At 62.1% G+C, this 17936-nt stretch carries 14 protein-coding genes and 1 pseudogene; 3 read left to right on the top strand and 12 right to left on the bottom strand.

The annotated features are described in order from the left end of the window. Positions 1-9: 9 nt before the first annotated feature. The 3 genes from B586_RS18630 to B586_RS18640 form a co-directional block, all read right to left on the bottom strand. Positions 10-3183, bottom strand: a complete 3174-nt coding sequence (locus tag B586_RS18630; protein WP_054880818.1) for an ATP-binding protein — start codon at positions 3181-3183, stop codon at positions 10-12. 250 nt (positions 3184-3433) lie between these two features. Further along, a complete protein-coding gene (ligD, locus tag B586_RS18635) occupies positions 3434-4474 on the bottom strand; it encodes a non-homologous end-joining DNA ligase (RefSeq protein WP_054879160.1) in 1041 nt (346 codons plus the stop codon). A gap of 73 nt (positions 4475-4547) precedes the next feature. Beyond that, positions 4548-5057, bottom strand: coding sequence for a hypothetical protein (locus B586_RS18640; RefSeq protein ID WP_211141530.1), 510 nt, complete (start codon positions 5055-5057; stop codon positions 4548-4550). A gap of 381 nt (positions 5058-5438) precedes the next feature. Here B586_RS18640 and B586_RS18645 point away from each other — a divergent pair, with 381 nt between their 5' ends. Next, complete coding sequence (locus tag B586_RS18645; protein WP_211141532.1) at positions 5439-6497, top strand: asparaginase; 1059 nt, start codon at positions 5439-5441, stop codon at positions 6495-6497. Positions 6498-6686: 189 nt separating this feature from the next. Further along, the gene (locus B586_RS21680) at positions 6687-6950 is read left to right on the top strand and encodes a PPC domain-containing DNA-binding protein (protein ID WP_211141534.1); all 264 of its coding nucleotides are present in this window, start codon (positions 6687-6689) and stop codon (positions 6948-6950) included. Between the two features lie 106 nt (positions 6951-7056). Here B586_RS21680 and B586_RS18655 read toward each other — a convergent pair whose 3' ends face one another. After that, complete coding sequence (locus B586_RS18655) at positions 7057-8352, bottom strand: MFS transporter (RefSeq protein ID WP_054879156.1); 1296 nt, start codon at positions 8350-8352, stop codon at positions 7057-7059. 106 nt (positions 8353-8458) lie between these two features. Here B586_RS18655 and B586_RS18660 point away from each other — a divergent pair, with 106 nt between their 5' ends. After that, positions 8459-9535, top strand: coding sequence for an ATP-dependent DNA ligase (locus tag B586_RS18660; RefSeq protein ID WP_047316484.1), 1077 nt, complete (start codon positions 8459-8461; stop codon positions 9533-9535). Positions 9536-9651: 116 nt separating this feature from the next. Here B586_RS18660 and B586_RS18665 read toward each other — a convergent pair whose 3' ends face one another. From B586_RS18665 to B586_RS18705, 8 genes and pseudogenes are all read right to left on the bottom strand, one after another. Then, a complete protein-coding gene (locus B586_RS18665) occupies positions 9652-9942 on the bottom strand; it encodes a hypothetical protein (protein WP_054879155.1) in 291 nt (96 codons plus the stop codon). 426 nt (positions 9943-10368) lie between these two features. Beyond that, positions 10369-11607, bottom strand: a complete 1239-nt coding sequence (locus B586_RS18670) for a cytochrome P450 (protein WP_054880817.1) — start codon at positions 11605-11607, stop codon at positions 10369-10371. A 331-nt stretch (positions 11608-11938) separates the two neighbouring features. Next, entirely contained in the window at positions 11939-12424 is a 486-nt protein-coding gene (locus B586_RS18680) for an NUDIX hydrolase (protein ID WP_054879153.1), read from the bottom strand. A gap of 15 nt (positions 12425-12439) precedes the next feature. Next, positions 12440-13350, bottom strand: a pseudogene (locus tag B586_RS18685) (WS/DGAT domain-containing protein); the annotation flags it as partial. A gap of 592 nt (positions 13351-13942) precedes the next feature. After that, entirely contained in the window at positions 13943-15214 is a 1272-nt protein-coding gene (locus B586_RS18690; RefSeq protein WP_054879152.1) for a phthiocerol/phthiodiolone dimycocerosyl transferase, read from the bottom strand. A gap of 33 nt (positions 15215-15247) precedes the next feature. Continuing rightward, positions 15248-16078, bottom strand: coding sequence for an ABC transporter permease (locus B586_RS18695; RefSeq protein WP_047316490.1), 831 nt, complete (start codon positions 16076-16078; stop codon positions 15248-15250). Beyond that, positions 16075-16944, bottom strand: coding sequence for an ABC-2 transporter permease (locus tag B586_RS18700; protein WP_054879151.1), 870 nt, complete (start codon positions 16942-16944; stop codon positions 16075-16077). The genes B586_RS18695 and B586_RS18700 overlap by 4 nt, the downstream gene beginning before the upstream one ends. Beyond that, positions 16941-17936, bottom strand: coding sequence for a daunorubicin/doxorubicin resistance ABC transporter ATP-binding protein DrrA (locus tag B586_RS18705; RefSeq protein WP_047316492.1), 996 nt, complete (start codon positions 17934-17936; stop codon positions 16941-16943). Before B586_RS18705 ends, B586_RS18700 begins: the two co-directional genes overlap by 4 nt.

Consider the following 17936-nt stretch of genomic DNA (forward strand, 5'->3'; position numbering starts at 1 on the left):
TAGCCACCGTCATGACATCGCCGCTGCCCATGCGATGTGCCCGTCGAAGCCAAGAGATTTCGCCATGTCGCAGTAGCGATCCCTCGAGTCCGCATAAGCCGCCGCGTCACCCTTCGCCCGCGCCAGCAGAGCCCGCGACCGCACCAGCCAGACGTCGCGCAACGCCAGGCTGTTGTGGCTCGGCACCGCCGCTAACCGCTCGATCGCCGCCTCGGCTTCGAGCAAGTCGCTCTGGGCTCCGCGATCGAGCAGGGTCTCCACCAAAACACCTGTCGCGGGAATGCCCCAGCCAAGTAGGCGGCCCTCGCGGACCAACCGGTCGGTGGCAGTGCGGATCAGCGGTATGGCGTCATCGCGATACCCACGCCGAGCCCTTTCCCGCGCCAAGTACATACCGACCACCACCGGTAACCCGACTGGGCTGTGTCCCTGGTGCACCAGTATGTCCTCGACCTCGGTCAGGACCTTCGTCCCGCGGCTACGGTCGGCATCAGTTGGGCGATGCACCAGCGCAATACCTAGCAGCATCCGGGCCAGGGTCCACGCGAGATCATCGCTGGATCGCTCGGCGTACTGCAGGGCATCCTCAATCTCACGTAACGCCTGATCGTCGACGGCCAGCACCCCACCCGGTATTCCTGCGCCGTAGACGTAGCCAGTGGCCGCAACGTAGGACAACGGATCGGCGCTGCGGGCCATGACCAGCCCCTGCCGTAGGTCGTCGTGCCATCCAGGATGACCCAGGAAGCAACGCGCCTCGGCACGCATCGTCAAGGCGAGCGCTAACGGGGACCCGATGAGCACGTTGCCCTTGGTGGGATCGCCATCGGCCAAGTCGATGACCATCGCTGCCCACCGCAGCACGTCAGACCACTCGGCGCACTCACCTTTCGCATAAATCGGTGCGATAGACAGCCCCACGGTCAGGATCGGATCGTCAAGCGACTCGATGAGGGCCATGGCTTCGGAAGCCAACTGCGACGCTTCGCGCAACCGGGCCTGATACGCATGATCGATCACTAGCCCCGCCATGGCGATGGCCAACGAGGCCTTGTCCCCGGTGGCGTTGCACAGCTGACGCAATTCATCAAAACCGGCGCCAGCATTCGTACGTCCTCGCCAAGCGATCCCGCACAACCTGGTTCGAGGAGCAATGCACATCGCTGCTCGGTGTGGATCTTCAGCAGGTAGTGCGTCGGCGATCTTTGTGGCGTGTTCCCAACTCAGTCGCGCCGCGCGGACGTCCCGATTTGTGGCCCATGCCGCGGCGCGCATGTGCCAGCCGTACGCGGCGTGCAAATCACCGGCAGCCTCCAAATGCTCGGCAATCAGCACCGCGTGCTGGTCGGCCGAGTGTGGGGCACGCGCTTCGATCGCAGCGGCCAGCCGCCGGTGCAACCGGGCCCGATCGGATTTCAGTTGTGACTCGTAGGCCACGGTACGGATCAGCGGATGCCGAAACGCATACTCGACGGGCGAGGTGAACCGCACCTGGTCGACAAGGTCGGCATCGATCAGCTCATCGACGCGGAGATCGATCCCCAGGCTGGCCAGCAGATCGGAGCCGAAACGAAACCCGATGACCGCCGCGGCGGCAAGCAGCTGTTTGGCCGGCGGGCTGAGACGGTCGATGCGGGCTGCGATGGTCGCCTGCAGGGTGGCTGGAACCAGGACTTCGGCCACATCGGTGCGGCAGGTGTACCTGCCACGCTCACCGGCCAGAACACCACGTTCGGCGAGCTCGCGAGTGATCTCCTGGGCAAAGAAGGGGTTTCCTGCCGCACGCTCGGCGATCAGTTCGCCGATCTGGGTAACGGAGGGATCGGGGCCTAACAACTCAGCAACCAGCGTTGAGGTCTCCGCATCGCTCAGGGGCGCCACGGCAACGGTCTGTGCTCCAACGACATGGTGCAGGGCTCCGTGGTACTCGGGGCGATAGGTCACCAATGCCATCGACCGGGTTTGCGGGATCACCGCCAAAAAGTCGGCCAGCATGGAGTCGCTCACTTCGTCGATCCAGTGCACATCCTCCACCACAAAGACCGCCGGTCGGCTCAAGGCCAGCTGGGCGACGTTGATGAGCGCGGTCAACCGCCGCCGCCGCGCATCCGGGTCGATCTTGGGCAGCTCCACCTCCGGATCGGCGATGCCCAACAAGTCATCAAGTAGCAAAAGGTCCTGCGGATCGGCGTCGGGAATCTGCGCCCGCACACGGGCCCGCGCACTGTGATCGTCAAGACCACTGATCTGCGCCACGGCACGCACCAGCTGAGCCACCACATCGAACGCGACATCGGTGGCGTGCGATTCACAGAAGGCGGAAAACACCTCGACTTCACGGCTTTTCGCGAGCTGCACAGCTTTGGCGGCAAGTCTGGTCTTGCCGATACCAGCAGGCCCGACCAGCCCCACCACCGATCCCCGCCCACCGATCGATCGGTCGAGCATCGCCGCCAGCGTGGCTAATTCCCACTCACGACCCACCAACGTCGACTCTGAAAGCCCCGTCGGCTGGCGCGGCTCGGCCACGCGGAGCAGCCGCCGCGCTGGCACCGCGTCCTCGGCGCCCTTGATGCGCACCGTCTGCGGTTCGCCCAACACTGCGGCCTGCTCCACCAGCCGTGCGGTGGACTCGCTGAGCATCACCGCGCCCGGCGGCGCAACCGACTCCATCCGCTGGGCCATCCCAACTTGCACACCAACAGCAGTGTAACCCAAAGCGCCAGAACCGATTTCACCAACGATCACCTGACCCGAGTTCAGGCCCACCCGCAGCTGCAGATCAACCCCGTCACGGTCACCAACCTCGGCGGCCAGCCGCCTAGCCTTTTCCTGGACACCAAGTGCAGCCAAACACGCACGCAGCGCGTGATCCTCCAACGCGGTCGGCGCACCAAAGATCGCCATGATGCCGTCGCCAGTGAACTTGTCCACCGTGCCGCCATACCGCTCCACCACTCCCGCCGCGCGGCCGACCAGCTCGGTCATGATCTCGCGCAGCCGCTCCAAACCGACCGCTGCCGCGATGTCCATCGAACCCACCACGTCGGCGAACAAGACCGTCACCTGCTTGTACTCCGCGGGTGTTTCGGCCTCGACAACCGGGGAGCCGCACCCATCGCAGAACTTCGCGGTCGGCCGTAATTCTGCGCCGCACGCCACGCAGGCCAACGCCGTCGCCATCCGCCCCTCCGCCACTCCCGGTCCCAGAGTTTTCGGATCCTCCCCGGGCAACGCGCCAAACAGCGCACGTTGACGCTGGTCATGGTCGGTGAGCGCAATTACGCGGCCGCGCCCGCGTCCGCCCAGCATCTCAGCGGTGTCGAGCCATGCGTCAATCTCGCTCATGCCAGCCAGCATGCGGCCACCACAGGGCACAAAGCATCAGCAGAAACACGTAAACAGCCGGCTTCCTACGCAGATTTCTACCACATCAAGTCGGTTTGGTCCCCGATTTTCGATTAATGTCCCGGCTCGGCTGCACCCGTTTGGGCTCGCCCGGCATTTTTGGGTAGTTCGGCGGATACGGCATGTCCCCCAGTCCGCGCTCTGCGTCGGCCGCGGCCATCTCCAACAGCGGGACAATCGACTGATCAACATCATCTATGCCGGCCCACGGGTCGTCCCGGCCATGCACCAGATCAGGCACGGTCGCCATGGTGTAGTCGTCCGGGTCGGCTACGGCCAGTTCGTCCCAGGTCAGCGGGGTCGATACGGTCGCGATCTGGGTGCGCCGCACCGAATACGGCGACGCCATGGTGCGGTCTCGGGCGTTCTGGTTGAAGTCCAGAAAAACCCGCATGCCCCGTTTTTCCTTCCACCACTCCGTGGTCACCGCGTCGGGTGCGCGACGCTCCACCTCGCGGGCTAGCGCGATGCCCGCCCGGCGCACCTCGATGAAGTCCCAGTCGGTGGCGATCCGCAGGAACACGTGGATCCCGCGGCCCCCGGATGTCTTGGGGTACCCGACCAGACCAAGGTCGTCGAGCACCGGCCGCAGCACATCGACAGCGACCGCGCGCGCCTGCTCGAAGCCGGTGCCGGGCTGCGGGTCCAAGTCGATGCGCAGTTCGTCGGGATGCTCGGTGTCGGGGCAGCGCACCTGCCACGGGTGCAGCGTGATCGTGCCCATCTGCGCCGCCCACACAATGGCGGCGGAATGAGTCACCTTCAGCGCGTCAGCGGTTCGCCCCGACGGGAACGTCACCCGACAGGTCTGAAGATAGTCGGGGTGATGCTGCGGCACCCGCTTCTGGTAAATCTCCTCCCCGTCGATGCCGTCCGGGAAACGCTGCAGGTGAGTGGGCCGATCGCGCAGCGCGGTCAGCATCGGGCCGCCTGCCACGGCAAGGTAGTACTCCACAAGCCGCCGCTTCGTCCCGTTGGGCCCAAGCCTGGGGAAAAGCACCTTGTCGGGGTTGGTCAACCGCACCGAAATGCCGTCGACGTCAAGTTCTTCCGCTGCAGCAGCCATATCTGAAGTCCAGCATGCCGCATCGCCGCCGCGTACCGGGCCTAACTGTCCGATCGGGGCGCGCGCCGCCCTTCTACACCGCGGCTACCAGTAAGTCGTTGAGTAGCGCGTTGGCGACGTCGCAGACCTGTTGCAGGTAACGGCGAATGCTTGCACATGCGGGGAGTTCGTTTAACGGCCAAAGCAGCTGGTGCAATCCTCGGGTCAGGCCAACCGATCGCTGACGGCCAGCGACATTGTTGAGCCGCACGAGGTATCCGACACCATCACTGTGGACGTTGAGTTCGAGGCTGGGATCGCCGACGAGCACACCAGCACTTAGCGCCTCATAGGCTAAGTCCGATAAGGACGATCCAACACTGTCGTTGCTCGGGTCAAGAAGTTTGGCTTCCCACTCATCACTGTCATCAGCGACCCAGCCTGCGAACGCGTCGTCATCTATGTAGAACTTCGTGCAGGTGCCGTTAGCCGTAACCACAAAGGCCGGTCCATCGTCTACGAGAACGCCGCGCTTTGAGCGGACCTTGCCATTACTCGCGGTGGCATTGAATGAGTCCTTCGGCATCCGAGTAGATGTGTGCACCGAATCGCAATACACCGCAATGCCGGGATTCGTCCTCGATTCGCAAAGACGTGCAATAGTTGCGAACTGGCTTCGCTCGGAATCGATTTGGACGGTCGGTATAGCCAACCGGGTCACCGTGCGCGAGTTCCGCGACACAATTGCAGACGCTCGTGCGCACTCAAATCACGACGGGAGCAGATCCGTTGATCCGAATGCGAACAGTAGCAAGTTGCCTGGATATCGATTGGGAATGGTTCGCACAGCGCTGCTGGGAACTGTCAGGGTACGGGGCGGCAGGCCTTGCCCAGCCACGTAGCCGACTGCTGTCGCTAATCGGCGTGGATCGTGCGTGTAGCTTCGTCGCCGACCTTGCCGGCCCGGCCCGATAGGCTGGACGCCGTGTCGAGCCCGTCAGGTACCCCCAGCGTGGCCGTACTCGGTCTCGGCGGGACCATCGCTATGACAGCTTCCCCAGAAGCCAACGGCCTCACCCCCGCACTGTCCGCCAACCAACTCGTCGCGGCGGTGCCAGGACTCGCCGCGATCGGCGTACGAATCGTCGTCGAGGACGTCCGCCAGGTTCCAGGAGCGTGTCTTACCTTCGGGGATATCGGCGCGTTGGCCGTTGCAATCCGAGACCAATTCTCCACTGTCGATGGCGTGGTGGTCATCCAGGGCACCGACACGGTCGAGGAAACCGCATATCTTCTCGGCCTCATTCACCAGACACGACAACCTGTCGTGTTCACGGGCGCGATGCGAAGCCCCAGCCTAGCCGGCCACGACGGACCCGCGAACGTTTTCGCTGCGATCCAAGTAGCCGCGAGTCCTGCTTTCCAGGGATGCGGCTCGCTGGTGGTCATGGCCGACGAAATCCATGCCGCCGCCCGGGTACGCAAGGGGCACACCACCAGCAACGGCGCATTTGAATCGCCGAACAGTGGTCCAATCGGCTTGGTCATCGAAGGCAAGCCCGTACTTGTTAGCGGTCCACCCGCTCGTTTCGTGGTGCCTGCCACGAATCTCGGTGCTCCTCGGATCGGCATGGTGACCATCACGCTCGCCGACGACGGCACCCTGCTCAATGCCTGCGCGAACTGTGACGGACTGGTTGTCGCCGCATTTGGAGCTGGACACGTTCCTGCTCAGCTTGTCCCGATGCTGGCAACACTGGCCAAAACGATGCCGGTCGTGCTTGCCTCCCGCGTCGGCGCCGGCTCGGTACTGGCTCACACATACGGGTTTGTCGGCTCCGAGCAGGATCTGCGCAGCTGCGGTTTGATTGGGGCCGGATTTCTCGACCCACTCAAAGCTCGCGTTCTATTGCATGCACTGCTCGCAGCCGACGCGGACACCGCCACCATCCGGACCGCTTTCGCCGCCGCTGGAGGCGAAGCCGATCCCGAAACATGGCCTTGGCCAATCGTTTCCGACTGCAAGAAGCCAACACGTGCGTAGCTCGGAACTAACCTTGGGAAGAACTTTCGGCGTGGTATTCGATCACGGCGAAGATTTCTATACCGCGCTGATCGCGTTCCGCGAAAGCGTCAATGTCCGCCAGGCCTTCATTCCGTCGTTCGTTGCTGGATTCAGCGAAGTCGATCTTGTCGGCACCTGCGACAAACTGGAGAACCCGGATGCCCCGGTGTGGAGCAAGGATTTGACGAACGTGAAGCGTTCGGTGGTGGAACCGTCGCCTATGACCCTGGCAGCCAACAAGTACAACCACATATCCACGTCGCGATCGGGCTCAAGGAGCACAGCGCCAGTGGACACAGTGGCCATTCGCTCGGCGCGAAGGTCCAGTTTCTCACGGAAATGCTCGTCCTCGAGGTCGTCGCTCCGATGATGCGGCGGCGACCTGATGCTGAGGTCTACGATGTCCCACTGCTTCGCTTTGACACAGTGTGATCGCATGCCAACCAGGCGTGACCGAAAATACGGCGCCGCTGGCGCAATCGGGAAGTGAGATAGAAGGATTCAGACATCGGGCGTGTCATCTGGGGATCCGCCCAGGTTACGGTGTCGCAAATATTTTGCTGTCTATCAGCGTGTTTCCCCGTGTTTCCGGGAGGAGGAACGTGCAGCCGAGGCTGGTGAGTATCAGGACGGCCATCATCAACCCAACGGCCCATCCCCCAACACTTGCTGCGAGTGCGCCGGCAATCATCGGCGGCACCGCGCCGCCGATGATTCCACCAGCGTTAAATGTCAGTCCCGCACCGGTGTATCGGTAGCGGGTGGCGAAGGTTTCCGGGATAAACGAGGCCAGTGGTCCATTCAGCGCACCCACGATCGCATACGTCACGGCGATAGCAACACCGAACAGGACGGAGTCACCCGTATCCATCAATGGCATCACTACGAACGCCCAAGGCACGCTAACAACAAAGCCGCACAGCATGATGCGTCGTCGGCCGAAACGATCCGACCAGACTGCCGCCGGCACCACAAACGCGACCATCGACAACCCGCCTAGCGCACCAACAAGCAGGATCAGGTCTCGTGAATGGCCAAGTTCGGTGCGCGCGTAGTTCATCAGATAGGTCCCGGCCATAAAGCTCAGCGCGAATAGCCCGACCGCGCACCCGGCCGCGAGGACGACCTGTCGAAGCTGGGTCCGGAAAAGCTCGGTGATGGGGGCGCGAAGCACAGTTGTATCCGCGGGCTCATCTAGCTTATGCAACGCGAAAACCGGGGTCTCGGCGATGTTTAGGCGCACGTAAAGAGCAACAACAACCAGCACAGCACTGAGCAGAAACGGCACCCGCCAACCCCAGCTCATAAACGCGGGGCTGGTCTCTCCGATAGTGAAGTTGACGGCCAGCATGGCCACGTTGGCAAGCACCAGGCCGACGCCAGCCCCGAGTGGGGTGACCATTCCATAGTGTCCGCGTTTGTCGCCCGGCGCGTGTTCGGCAACCAGCAGTGCCGACCCAGCCCATTCGCCGCCGAGCGCTATTCCCTGCAGCAGCCGCAGCGTGAGCAAGACCAATGGCGCCGCCACGCCGATGGTGGTCACGCCAGGGAGCAAACCCACCGCCACGGTGGACAGACCCATGATCAACAACGTTGCGACCAAAGTTGCTTTCCTGCCGAGGCGATCACCGAAGTGCCCCAAAATCGCGGCTCCCAACGGCCGCGAGAAGAACGCTGCAGCAAACGTTGCCAGCGATGCGATTGTCGCCATTGTCGGCGCTAAGTTGGCAAAGAACACGCTGGGGAACACCAGAGCTGCTGCGGTGCCATAGAGGAAGAAGTCGTAAAACTCGATCGCGGAACCAATCAGGCTTGCCAAGGCGACGCGCTTCATCCGGACATGCTATAGGCGACGCTGACCCGCCCTTATGACGCCGCGCCGGCTCGACCGGAATGGGCCAGCACTGGGGAGGAGGCGAATTAACGATCAGAATGAACCAATGGACTTACCCGTGATGCCACCGGTCTCGCCAATGCTGGCCAAGTCGGTTCGATCGATCCCAGCAAATGCGTCGTATGAGCCCAAATGGGATGGATTTAGGTCCATATGCTTTCGCGACGGCGATCAAGTTGAGCTTGGCAGCCGCAACGAGCGACCGATGACCCGTTACTTCCCCGAGTTGGTCGCGGCGGCCACCGCAGAGTTGCCCAAACGCTGCGTGATTGATGGTGAAATTGTCATCGCTACCGACCACGGCTTGGACTTCGAGGCACTACAACAGCGCATCCACCCAGCCGATTCGCGGGTGCGAATGCTCGCCGAGCGGACGCCGGCTTCCTTCATCGCGTTCGACCTGCTCGCCCTCGGCGACGATGACTACACCGAGCGACCGTTCAGCGAGCGGCGCTCCGCTCTCGTTGACGCATTAGCTGTTTCGGCGGCCGATTCGGCCGCATCGATCCACGTCACGCCGGCAACCACCGATCGGGCGACAGCACAGCGATGGTTCGCGCAGTTCGAGGGGGCGGGCCTGGACGGCCTTGTCGCCAAACCGCTGACGATCACCTATCAACCCGACAAACGCGTCATGTTCAAGATCAAGCACGAACGGACTGCCGACTGTGTGGTCGCCGGCTACCGAGTACACAAGTCCGACACCGACGCGATCGGCTCGCTGCTGCTCGGGCTCTACCAGGATGACGGCCAACTCGCATCGGTCGGGGTGATCGGCGCTTTCCCGATGGCCGAGCGGCGGCAGCTGTTCACCGAACTGCAGCCACTGGTCACCGGCTTTGACGGCCACCCGTGGAACTGGGCCGCCCACAAAGCCGGCGAACGCACGCCGCGCAAGAACGAAACATCCCGCTGGAACACCGGCAAGGACCTCTCATTTGTGCCTCTGCTACCCGAGCGGGTGGTCGAGGTCCGCTACGACCACATGGAAGGACGACGGTTCCGCCATACCGCCCAGTTCAGCCGTTGGCGCCCCGATCGCGACCCCCGGTCGTGCACCTACGATCAGCTCGAACAACCACTCACCTTCAGCCTCAGCGACATCGTGCCCGGCCTCGCCTAACCCACATCGCGGCGGTTAGTTGCGCTAGGCAACGCGGCGGCATTCGCCGTCGTTGACTGAGCGGATCACGCATCAACCCTTAATGTCCAGCGTTAGTAACGTAGCTTGCAAGCTGCTCATCGCGCGCGTCTGTCCATCTCGTCAGCGGCCTCGAGCAACGCGGCGGCAAGCTCACGAGCCTGATCGCTGTTTAAGTAATCGCACTCAAGACCCTCAACCAGGATCTGGAAGTCATCGACGTGGCTATCGGCGGCGTACTGAATCCCGCTCATCGACACCTGAGCGTCGTGGCCGATGATCCGACGGCGGAGGAAGGCGACTGCCCGCCACGGGGGCGCCCCAGTCCCGACCTCTTGCCAGGGATCGGCAAACATGGCCCCGGCGGGCAGCGGGACGTTAGGAGTCATAGTGGTTCGCTTTCCCCGAATCTTGGCATTACCAAATCTTGGTATTAGTTGGATCGATCCGCCCCCGGCACCGATCGGACTTTCGCACTGTCACGGACCATCTCGTCCAGCTGTGCTGAGGTATCACACCGCCGATGGCCATCAAGGCGGCCAGCGGCTTGGATTCGGCCGAAATATCGGCTTCAGGGTCGAGCGCCACGCCGCGACAGCCGAGAACACATAATCGAACATAATTTCGATTATCGATCGTGGCCGTCGGCAACGGCAGCGTCGAAACCCTAAGCTGTGGACGGATTTTCAACTGTGGATAACCCCGATGCGGCGCGGCAAGACCGGACATCGCTGATGTGGCGTGTGGCCCGATCACGCGTGAACACACCGGGCGTCGCGGAGTTAGGTTAGGGCTAGCACCAAATCTGCGGCCGGTTAGACCGCGACCGCCAGCGCCGACAACCCGCGTAATGTGACGTTCGGCTTATACTGCGGCTCACCGTCCAGCCGCGCGCCCGGGAAGCGTGCCGTTATCGTCGATAGGGCCACGCTGGCTTCCAACCGTGCCAGCGGCGCACCCAGACAATAGTGGGATCCGCGACCAAATCCCAAGTGCCGCAATATACTCCGATCGGGATCGAAGGTATCGGGTCGGTCGAACTCGGCGGGATCGCGCTGAGCCGCGGCAAGCAACAGGATCATGGTGTCCCCCTTGATGACCTCGATGTCAGCAATTGTCATGTCGTCGCCCGCCGTTCGGCTGGCCAGCTGCACGGGCGGATCGTAACGCAGGGTTTCCTCAATGACCGCCGGCGCACGATCGGCGTTGGCACCCAACGCAGCCCACTGTCCGGGGTGACGCAACATCGCCAAAATGGCATTGGCGATCAGGTTCACCGTGGTCTCGTGTCCCGCGATCAGCAGCAGGTTGCAGGTGGCGACGATCTCCTCCTCGGTCAACTGATCGCCAGACTCCTCCACCACAATCATGCCCGACAGCAAATCATCGCCTGGTTGCGATCGGCGGCACTCAATCAGATCGTGAAAATATTCACGCAGCCAACGGCCCGCCTGCAAACGCTCCTCAATGGAGTCGGATGGCTGCCCGGTGAACGTAACGAACGGGTCCAGCGACTGGGCTAGCAGTGCCGATGCACGACTGAACTGGGGCTCGTCGTCGAGCGGGACACCGAGCAGCCGGCAGATGACCGACACGGGCAGCGGATAGGCGAAGTCATCGATCACATCGAACCGGCCTTTGGCGGCAATACTATCGAGTAATCCGTCCACCAATACCTTGATGTCGGGTTGCAGCGCGTTCACCACTTTCGGCGCGAATGCCTTGCTGACCAGCCTGCGCAGCCGAGTGTGATCCGGCGGGTCGAGGAACAGGAAGCCCGGCGGGCCCGGCGGTCGCGGTACCGCACCGCTGTGCAGCAGCCGCTGGGTAATCGTCGACTTGAGTCGGTCGCTGCTGGACGACGGGTGCCGCAGAACTTCGTCGCAGTCTCGATAGGTCGCGAAGACGGCGAGGTTGGCCTCAGGTAGCTCAATCGGCCCGCGGCCACGAAGCTGCGCGAACAGCGCATAGGGATCAGCCCGGTTACCCGGGTCCAACAGTTGCAACAACAAGGCTTGCGATTCGGCCTGCGGGGCGGGCGTGGTCGTCGCCATGGTCACATTGTGCCCGGCGTCGCTGCGCGCGGCGACGCAGAAGCCGGTCGGCCGAAACGTCCGGCGCAAACCAGGTGCGCCATGACGCTGTTTCGTACGCGCCGGTGCGGACTCATCATGGCTGTCTTAGCGACGGCATCGGCCCGGTGATGGGGTTGCTGTCGGTGAATGCTGACGATCTCGCGGCAGCGGCCAACCAGTCGGCGAGATCGCTCCAGGCCGGGCATGGCGCGCGGCCCGGCAGCTGTGGGGTATAAGGAGATTCGGCTAGTCCGTTGCGCCGCGTGTTGGATATTCGCACTGTCTGCATGTCTGCGAACCTACCGCGGGGTCACGTTCCTTCGCTTAATCCCGCCAACCCCGAATGCATCATCAAGCGATCGAGAAATACGCGCTGTCCCTTGAGCAGCTTGGTGCGCGCCTGCGCGACCGAAAACCAGCCGACCCGGTCAACCTCGGGAAACTCGCGTACCGTGCCTGAGCCTTTCGGCCACTCCATTGCGAAGGTGTTGCTGTGCGCGTCGGTGATGTCGAGGTCCCCGTGCACACCGAAGGCGGTGACCACCTTGCCGCTGGGCTGTTTATGTGGACCAAAGTCGATTCGCGGCCCGGCCGGCACCGGCAGCCCGATCTCCTCGGAGAACTCGCGCTGCGCGGCCACCCAGGGATCGTCGCCGTGGGCGTACTCGCCTTTTGGAATCGACCAGACCCCGTCGTCCTTGCGGGCCCAAAATGGGCCACCCGGATGTGCGATCAAGACTTCAACGACGCCGCCCCGGGCCCGATACAACAGGACACCCGCGCTTAACTTGGACATGAAAAGTGCTGTCTTTCAGGCCCCGACGGCGCGTTCGAAATCTTTGAGCGACGACTCCATGTGCTCAAGCAACCGCTGCGGGTGCGACACATCACGGCGACATCCACCCAAGCCGAAGTCGAGACGGCCGGTATTTTTCACCAGGGTGATGTTCAAGACTTGACCATCCGGGATGTTGGAAGTGGGTAGCTGCCATCTTGCCGGGCGCCGCTGTCGTACCTCTGCTGTGCGGGTCCCGGCACATTCGAGATCACGATGCTACATGCGGGCGGCACCGACGATACGAAACCCGGGACACCCGCCAGCATCAGCGGTGCCATGTTCAACGCCGACAATGCGAGTACCTGCAGCCGCGGCAGGTCGGCGAGGACTTTCTTGTTACAACACATCGATTCGCTGATGATCTCAATGCGCGTTGCGGGATCCTCGACGTCGGTGCCGAGGTTGCACAGAATGCTGCCGATTTGGTTGCCGCCGCTGTCAGCCTCTGCTTCCGAGCGCAGGCACACCGGCACCATCGCGATCAGCGGTCTATCCGGCAGGGCATTCTGCTCAATCAGGTAGTAACGCAACGCACCGGCACACATGGCCAAGACAGCGTCGTTGACAGTCACTCCTGCGGCTTCCTTGACCTTCTTGACGCGGTCCAGCGACCAAGACTGGGCAGCGCATCGGCGGGCTCCACCGATCTTGACGTTGAACATCGTGTGCGGAGCCGCGAACTGCAGGGTCAATTGCTGCTCGAACAGCGCGGCCCGCGCTAGCCTTACTGCCGACGGGTCAAGTTCCACAACAGATCCCGCTATCTTGACCAGCGAGCCCAATGACGAAGAGCCGTTGGACTGCGGACGCGCTCGCCGCGGAAGGTTCCACATCGCCCGCACCTGGGGGTCATCCGAGTCAACGGACAGTGTGCGCTGCATCAGAACTCCTCCTCAAACAACCCGCGAGGACCGCGACCGCTAACGCACCACAACGATCTGATCGCACTTACGCCATGCACACCGACTTCAGTGCTGGAAGCGAACTGCAGCACATGATTACCGGTATGCAACGTCAGCAATAGGGTAAAACCACGCAAGCTACCGCAACCAGCCACCCACAATGGTGCACTCCGCACACCGGTCTGGCCAAAGCAGCACGCGGGCGACGGCATACTTCGGTCCCATCCTTGCCGTCCACGACCTACGTCGCGGGTTGCTGTCCCAATTACCCTTTTCAACAGCAGGTTTCGCTCTTCAGCAGTGGAAGCGGCAATCCACGACTACGCCGCCGCTCGATATATGTCACCGAGGCACTCAAAGGTCACGGTCGCCGTCTGGGCCACCGTAGGAATCAGGAAGTACGCGATCCGCACTATCGCCCACCGCCTCAGCCTCGACCTGGCTTGAGTGGGATGCATCCAGCCGACAACAACGGCAAAGACGCAGGTGGGCTAGCCGCAACGGCACAATTGGCGGTCGGGCTATTCAGGACGGGTCGGAACTCTTCGGCGACGACGCAAACCCGACCTTCGGGTCACTCCATGATCCAGCCATACTCCGAGGGAACAGTGCACAGCAAGGAACGTATCGCGTCCAGAGCCTTCCCCGGTTCCTCGATGTGTCCGTGATGCTCGATGATCAGTTGCCCTTCGTAGACGCCACAGGAGTAGAGATCGAGGGGAACACTGACCGAACAATAGAAACGACCCTGAATGTCTTCAATTACAAGACCCGGCGGCGTGCGCATCGTTGGGAACGCAGTGGCGTCAGTGCAGAAGACAAGTGGTGGCAGCCCGGGCGGAGTTCCTTCGAATGCCGTACCGAAGTGCAGGCCCGACTGTTGAACCACACCGTTGGCCAAGTCAGCCCGAAGTGTGGCGCCGATATCGGTTGCTAGATCGACGATGTCGGTGTCCGGCCCGATCTCAGCGAGGTAGCCCGCCGCCCCGAGTAGGTTGGTACTTTCGGTCGGGGCTACTGGGGGCGCGAGAACATATCGCAAGTCGACGGGGTAAACGTAGGGAATCGGGACGTACGGGGTTTCGCGAAGTTTCCACTCGGTCATCAAGATAGCCGCCGCTACCACGGCGTTGATGCTGAGTCGATGTTCACGGCCGAACGCTGCGAGGTCCGATGTTTCCTGCTTGGTGAGCCAGAGCCTCGTGACCGGAACAGCTTGGGGCAATCCAGGTTTCGCGAGGACAGTCGGCGTCTCGGTGGCAGGTATTTCATAGGCATACATCGCCGACAGGAAACGCTCGGCTCCCGACAGGCCGTGCTTTTTGACGCCCCGCTGTTGCAGCACGGCCTCCATGGACAGCGGTGTGGGCTGTGGGACTATCGGGCCGGGGTCACCGGTGGTCACCACGTCGGTGTAGCGGGAGAACAGTTCATCGACAAGAACGGCCCCATGGTGACCATCGGCCATGCTGTGATGAATATAAAGTACGAGCTCGCCGCCCCCCTCGCGAAGCGTGAGCCGCATATTCAATAAGGACTCGCTCTGATCGAGCCGCACTTCGGCCTGGCCTCCACTAATACCCGACCCCGCCCCGTTGGTGCCGTCGACGACACAGATCCCTGAGTGGAGCAGGTCATCGGCAACGAGATTCCAACCACCATCGGGACTTTGCTCAAGGTGACTGGCCAAGATTGGATGGGTCTCCACGAGCGCGTCGAAGGCCTCCGACAGCGCATCGACATCGACAACACCACGCAGCTGGATTGTCATGGAAGTGAAAACTTCGTACTGCGCGAAGACTTCCTCGCTGTGTGACAGCTTTCGGATCACTGATCCAGGAAACACCTCAGGACTCCCAACTGATCAATGCATGCTGGCTCAATGCGTGCAGGCCCGTCGATAGCCAACTACAAGGGGTACCGCGCATGCGGCGCAAATACCCGCTGTCCACAACAGGGTCGCGATCATCGGAGCGAGGACTGGACCGCCCATCGATAATCCGCGCATCGCCGCAACGGCGTAGCTCACTGGCTGATGGGCAATAAGCGGCTGGATCCAGCCTGGATACTGGTTCAGGGGCACCAGACCCGTGGAGAAAAAGATCGTGATTGCTTGCGTTAGCTCAACTGCCTCAACCACGAATGTTTGCTCTGCGTAGAGCGCCACCGTGGTGACCATGGCGGCGATTGCGATGCCAAGTATCACCGGGACGCCAACCCACATGAGGCTCGCAAGCACACCCTGCTGAAACCGGAAACCCAATATCACCCCAGTACCCAGCATCACCAGGGTGGTGAAGAGGGTCCGAATTGCGTTTGCGAGGATTCGAGAGAGCGGGCCCGATGCCCGGTGCACAGGCAGCACCCACAATCGGGAAAGCAGGCCGATGGAACGCTCGCGCATCAGGTCGATCGCGACGTACGTTGATCCAGTGATCGCAGCACCGAGCGAGATTAGCGGAACGATGCTGTAGAGCGCACTCTCGCGGGTTATCGCGTAAATCAGATTGCCGAGCACAATGTCCAGCACCAGGATGAAGATAATCGGCAACACGAGTGCGCCGATGATGGTGACGTAATCACGCGCCCACCGAGTGAGTAACCGCTTGGTCTGCAATAGAGTCTGCGAAACGAGCAGCCGAGCAGAGTTGTCTGGGTACTGCGAGCGTACGGGTTCCAACCCGACTACCTGACTTGTCATATGAATCATGGCCGTCTAGACAAAACGAAGATGGATGTGGGCACCAGGACAACCAGGAAACCGACCAGCCACGCCAACGTCGGCGCCATGATGGGCCATGTCACCGGTAGGGCTGACTTAGTGGTATCCCCGGCCAGTGCGCGAAGCGCCAGCACGAACTGGGAGATCGGTTGATTGCGGACAAATGGCTGGATCCAATGAGGAAACAGCTTGACAGGCATGAGACCGACGGACAGCAGTCCGAAGATCAAAATGGGCAAGCTCAGCAGTGGCAACGTTGCGTCGGGGTTCCCGGTAGCGGTGCCAAGCAGGTCAGCGGCAAATGACAGCACGGTCCCGATTACCAGCACCAATACACAAAAACCAGCGATATAGAGCGAACCGCGATGGAAATGGAAGCCGATCACGTAGCCACAGATCAATGCCACCCCCAAACCCCAGGAGCATCGCTGCACGGCGTCTGACACGCGGGCAAGCAGCGGTGTCAACGGGGCGATCGGCATAGAGCTGAACCGTCGATTGATGCCTTTCAACGAGTCGGCTGCTGCCCGGAAGGACGACCCCATGGCGGCGAACGCGATGGACTGCAACATAATCAGCGGAGTGACGTATTGCCCTAAGCTGCTGGCGACGCCTGAGCTGGGTCCCCCCACAAAATGATTCCACGGTATGGCGAAGGGTATGTAGAGGCCCACCGTGAAAACCACCGGAGCGCCGATCTGGGTAATTTTCTCAAGGGCAAGCAGCCTTGTATCCATGTAGCGCGTAGTGAGCACCCACCACTGCTGGCGCGTCGAGGGGGCTGGCTTTTCTATAGTCGTACTTGCCCTCGTGGAGGTTGAGGCCGGAATCGGATCTAAGGCCGGGGCGCTCATCGCAGGGCCCCCGCGGCTAGATGGCTCAGAGACTCGCTGGGATCCGTTGTCATGGACAAGAATACGTCGTCGAGCGACGGCCGACGTAGCGCGATGTCGGCCAGCTCGATGTTCGCCTCTTCAAGCCGGCGCGCGGCCTCGATGAGCGTGTGCGTGCCGTCTGGCGCTGGCATCGTAATCCGGTCTGATTCGGGCGACAGCATGGTCCTGCTGTGCTCGGGTAACAGCGAACCTAACGCTACGACGATAGCGTCCAGATCCTTGAGATCACGCGGCACTATTTCGCAGAAGGTGTCGCCGGCGCGGTGCTTGAGCTCATTCGCGGTGCCTTCCGCGATGACCCTGCCATGATCGATCAGGATGATCCGGTCACTAAGCGCATCTGCCTCCTCGAGGTACTGTGTGGTCAACAACGTGGCGATACCGAGCTTCTTGAAGCTGGCCACCAGATCCCAAATGGCTTGCCGGCTCCTTGGATCCAGACCGGTGGTGGGCTCGTCGAGGAACGCCACTTGCGGTTGGACCACCAATCCGCACGCGATATCTATCCGTCGACGCATCCCGCCGGAATACGTGGCGACCCACCGCTTCCCGGCGTCCATCAGGCCAAATTGCTCGAGCAGTTCGTGTGCCCGTGTGCGCGCCGCGGATTTGCTCAGTCCGTACAGGCGACCGAACAACATCAGGTTCTGCTCACCAGTAAGCGCGTCGTCGACAGCCACCTGCTGTCCGGTGACCATGATCGAGCGCCGCACACCGGCCGGCTCGGAAACGACGTCGTAGCCAGCGACGGTCGCCGAGCCTTGATCCGGCCGCGTCAGCGTCGACAAGATGTCCACCATGGTCGTCTTGCCGGCCCCGTTCGGGCCAAGCAAACCAATCACTTCACCGCGGCCCACCTCGAAATTGACGCCAGCCAGGGCTACAATCTTGCCCTTGCCGTAGGCCTTGTGAACCCCGCGAACCACCACAGCCATATCGTTGTTGCGCAT

Origin of the sequence: Mycobacterium haemophilum DSM 44634, assembly GCF_000340435.2 — a bacterium.
GTDB lineage: Bacteria > Actinomycetota > Actinomycetes > Mycobacteriales > Mycobacteriaceae > Mycobacterium > Mycobacterium haemophilum.

What these genes read in the sequence shown, in the direction of transcription:
- B586_RS18670 (WP_054880817.1), bottom strand. Translation starts at nt 11,607, where the DNA reads ATGGCGACGACCACGCCCGCCCCGCAGGCCGAATCGCAAGCCTTGTTG.
- B586_RS18655 (WP_054879156.1), bottom strand. Translation starts at nt 8,352, where the DNA reads ATGAAGCGCGTCGCCTTGGCAAGCCTGATTGGTTCCGCGATCGAGTTT.
- B586_RS18680 (WP_054879153.1), bottom strand. Translation starts at nt 12,424, where the DNA reads ATGTCCAAGTTAAGCGCGGGTGTCCTGTTGTATCGGGCCCGGGGCGGC.
- B586_RS18705 (WP_047316492.1), bottom strand. Translation starts at nt 17,936, where the DNA reads ATGCGCAACAACGATATGGCTGTGGTGGTTCGCGGGGTTCACAAGGCC.
- B586_RS18695 (WP_047316490.1), bottom strand. Translation starts at nt 16,078, where the DNA reads ATGATTCATATGACAAGTCAGGTAGTCGGGTTGGAACCCGTACGCTCG.
- B586_RS18630 (WP_054880818.1), bottom strand. Translation starts at nt 3,183, where the DNA reads ATGGCGACGGCGTTGGCCTGCGTGGCGTGCGGCGCAGAATTACGGCCG.
- B586_RS18665 (WP_054879155.1), bottom strand. Translation starts at nt 9,942, where the DNA reads ATGACTCCTAACGTCCCGCTGCCCGCCGGGGCCATGTTTGCCGATCCC.
- B586_RS18660 (WP_047316484.1), top strand. Translation starts at nt 8,459, where the DNA reads ATGGACTTACCCGTGATGCCACCGGTCTCGCCAATGCTGGCCAAGTCG.
- ligD (WP_054879160.1), bottom strand. Translation starts at nt 4,474, where the DNA reads ATGGCTGCTGCAGCGGAAGAACTTGACGTCGACGGCATTTCGGTGCGG.
- B586_RS18700 (WP_054879151.1), bottom strand. Translation starts at nt 16,944, where the DNA reads ATGAGCGCCCCGGCCTTAGATCCGATTCCGGCCTCAACCTCCACGAGG.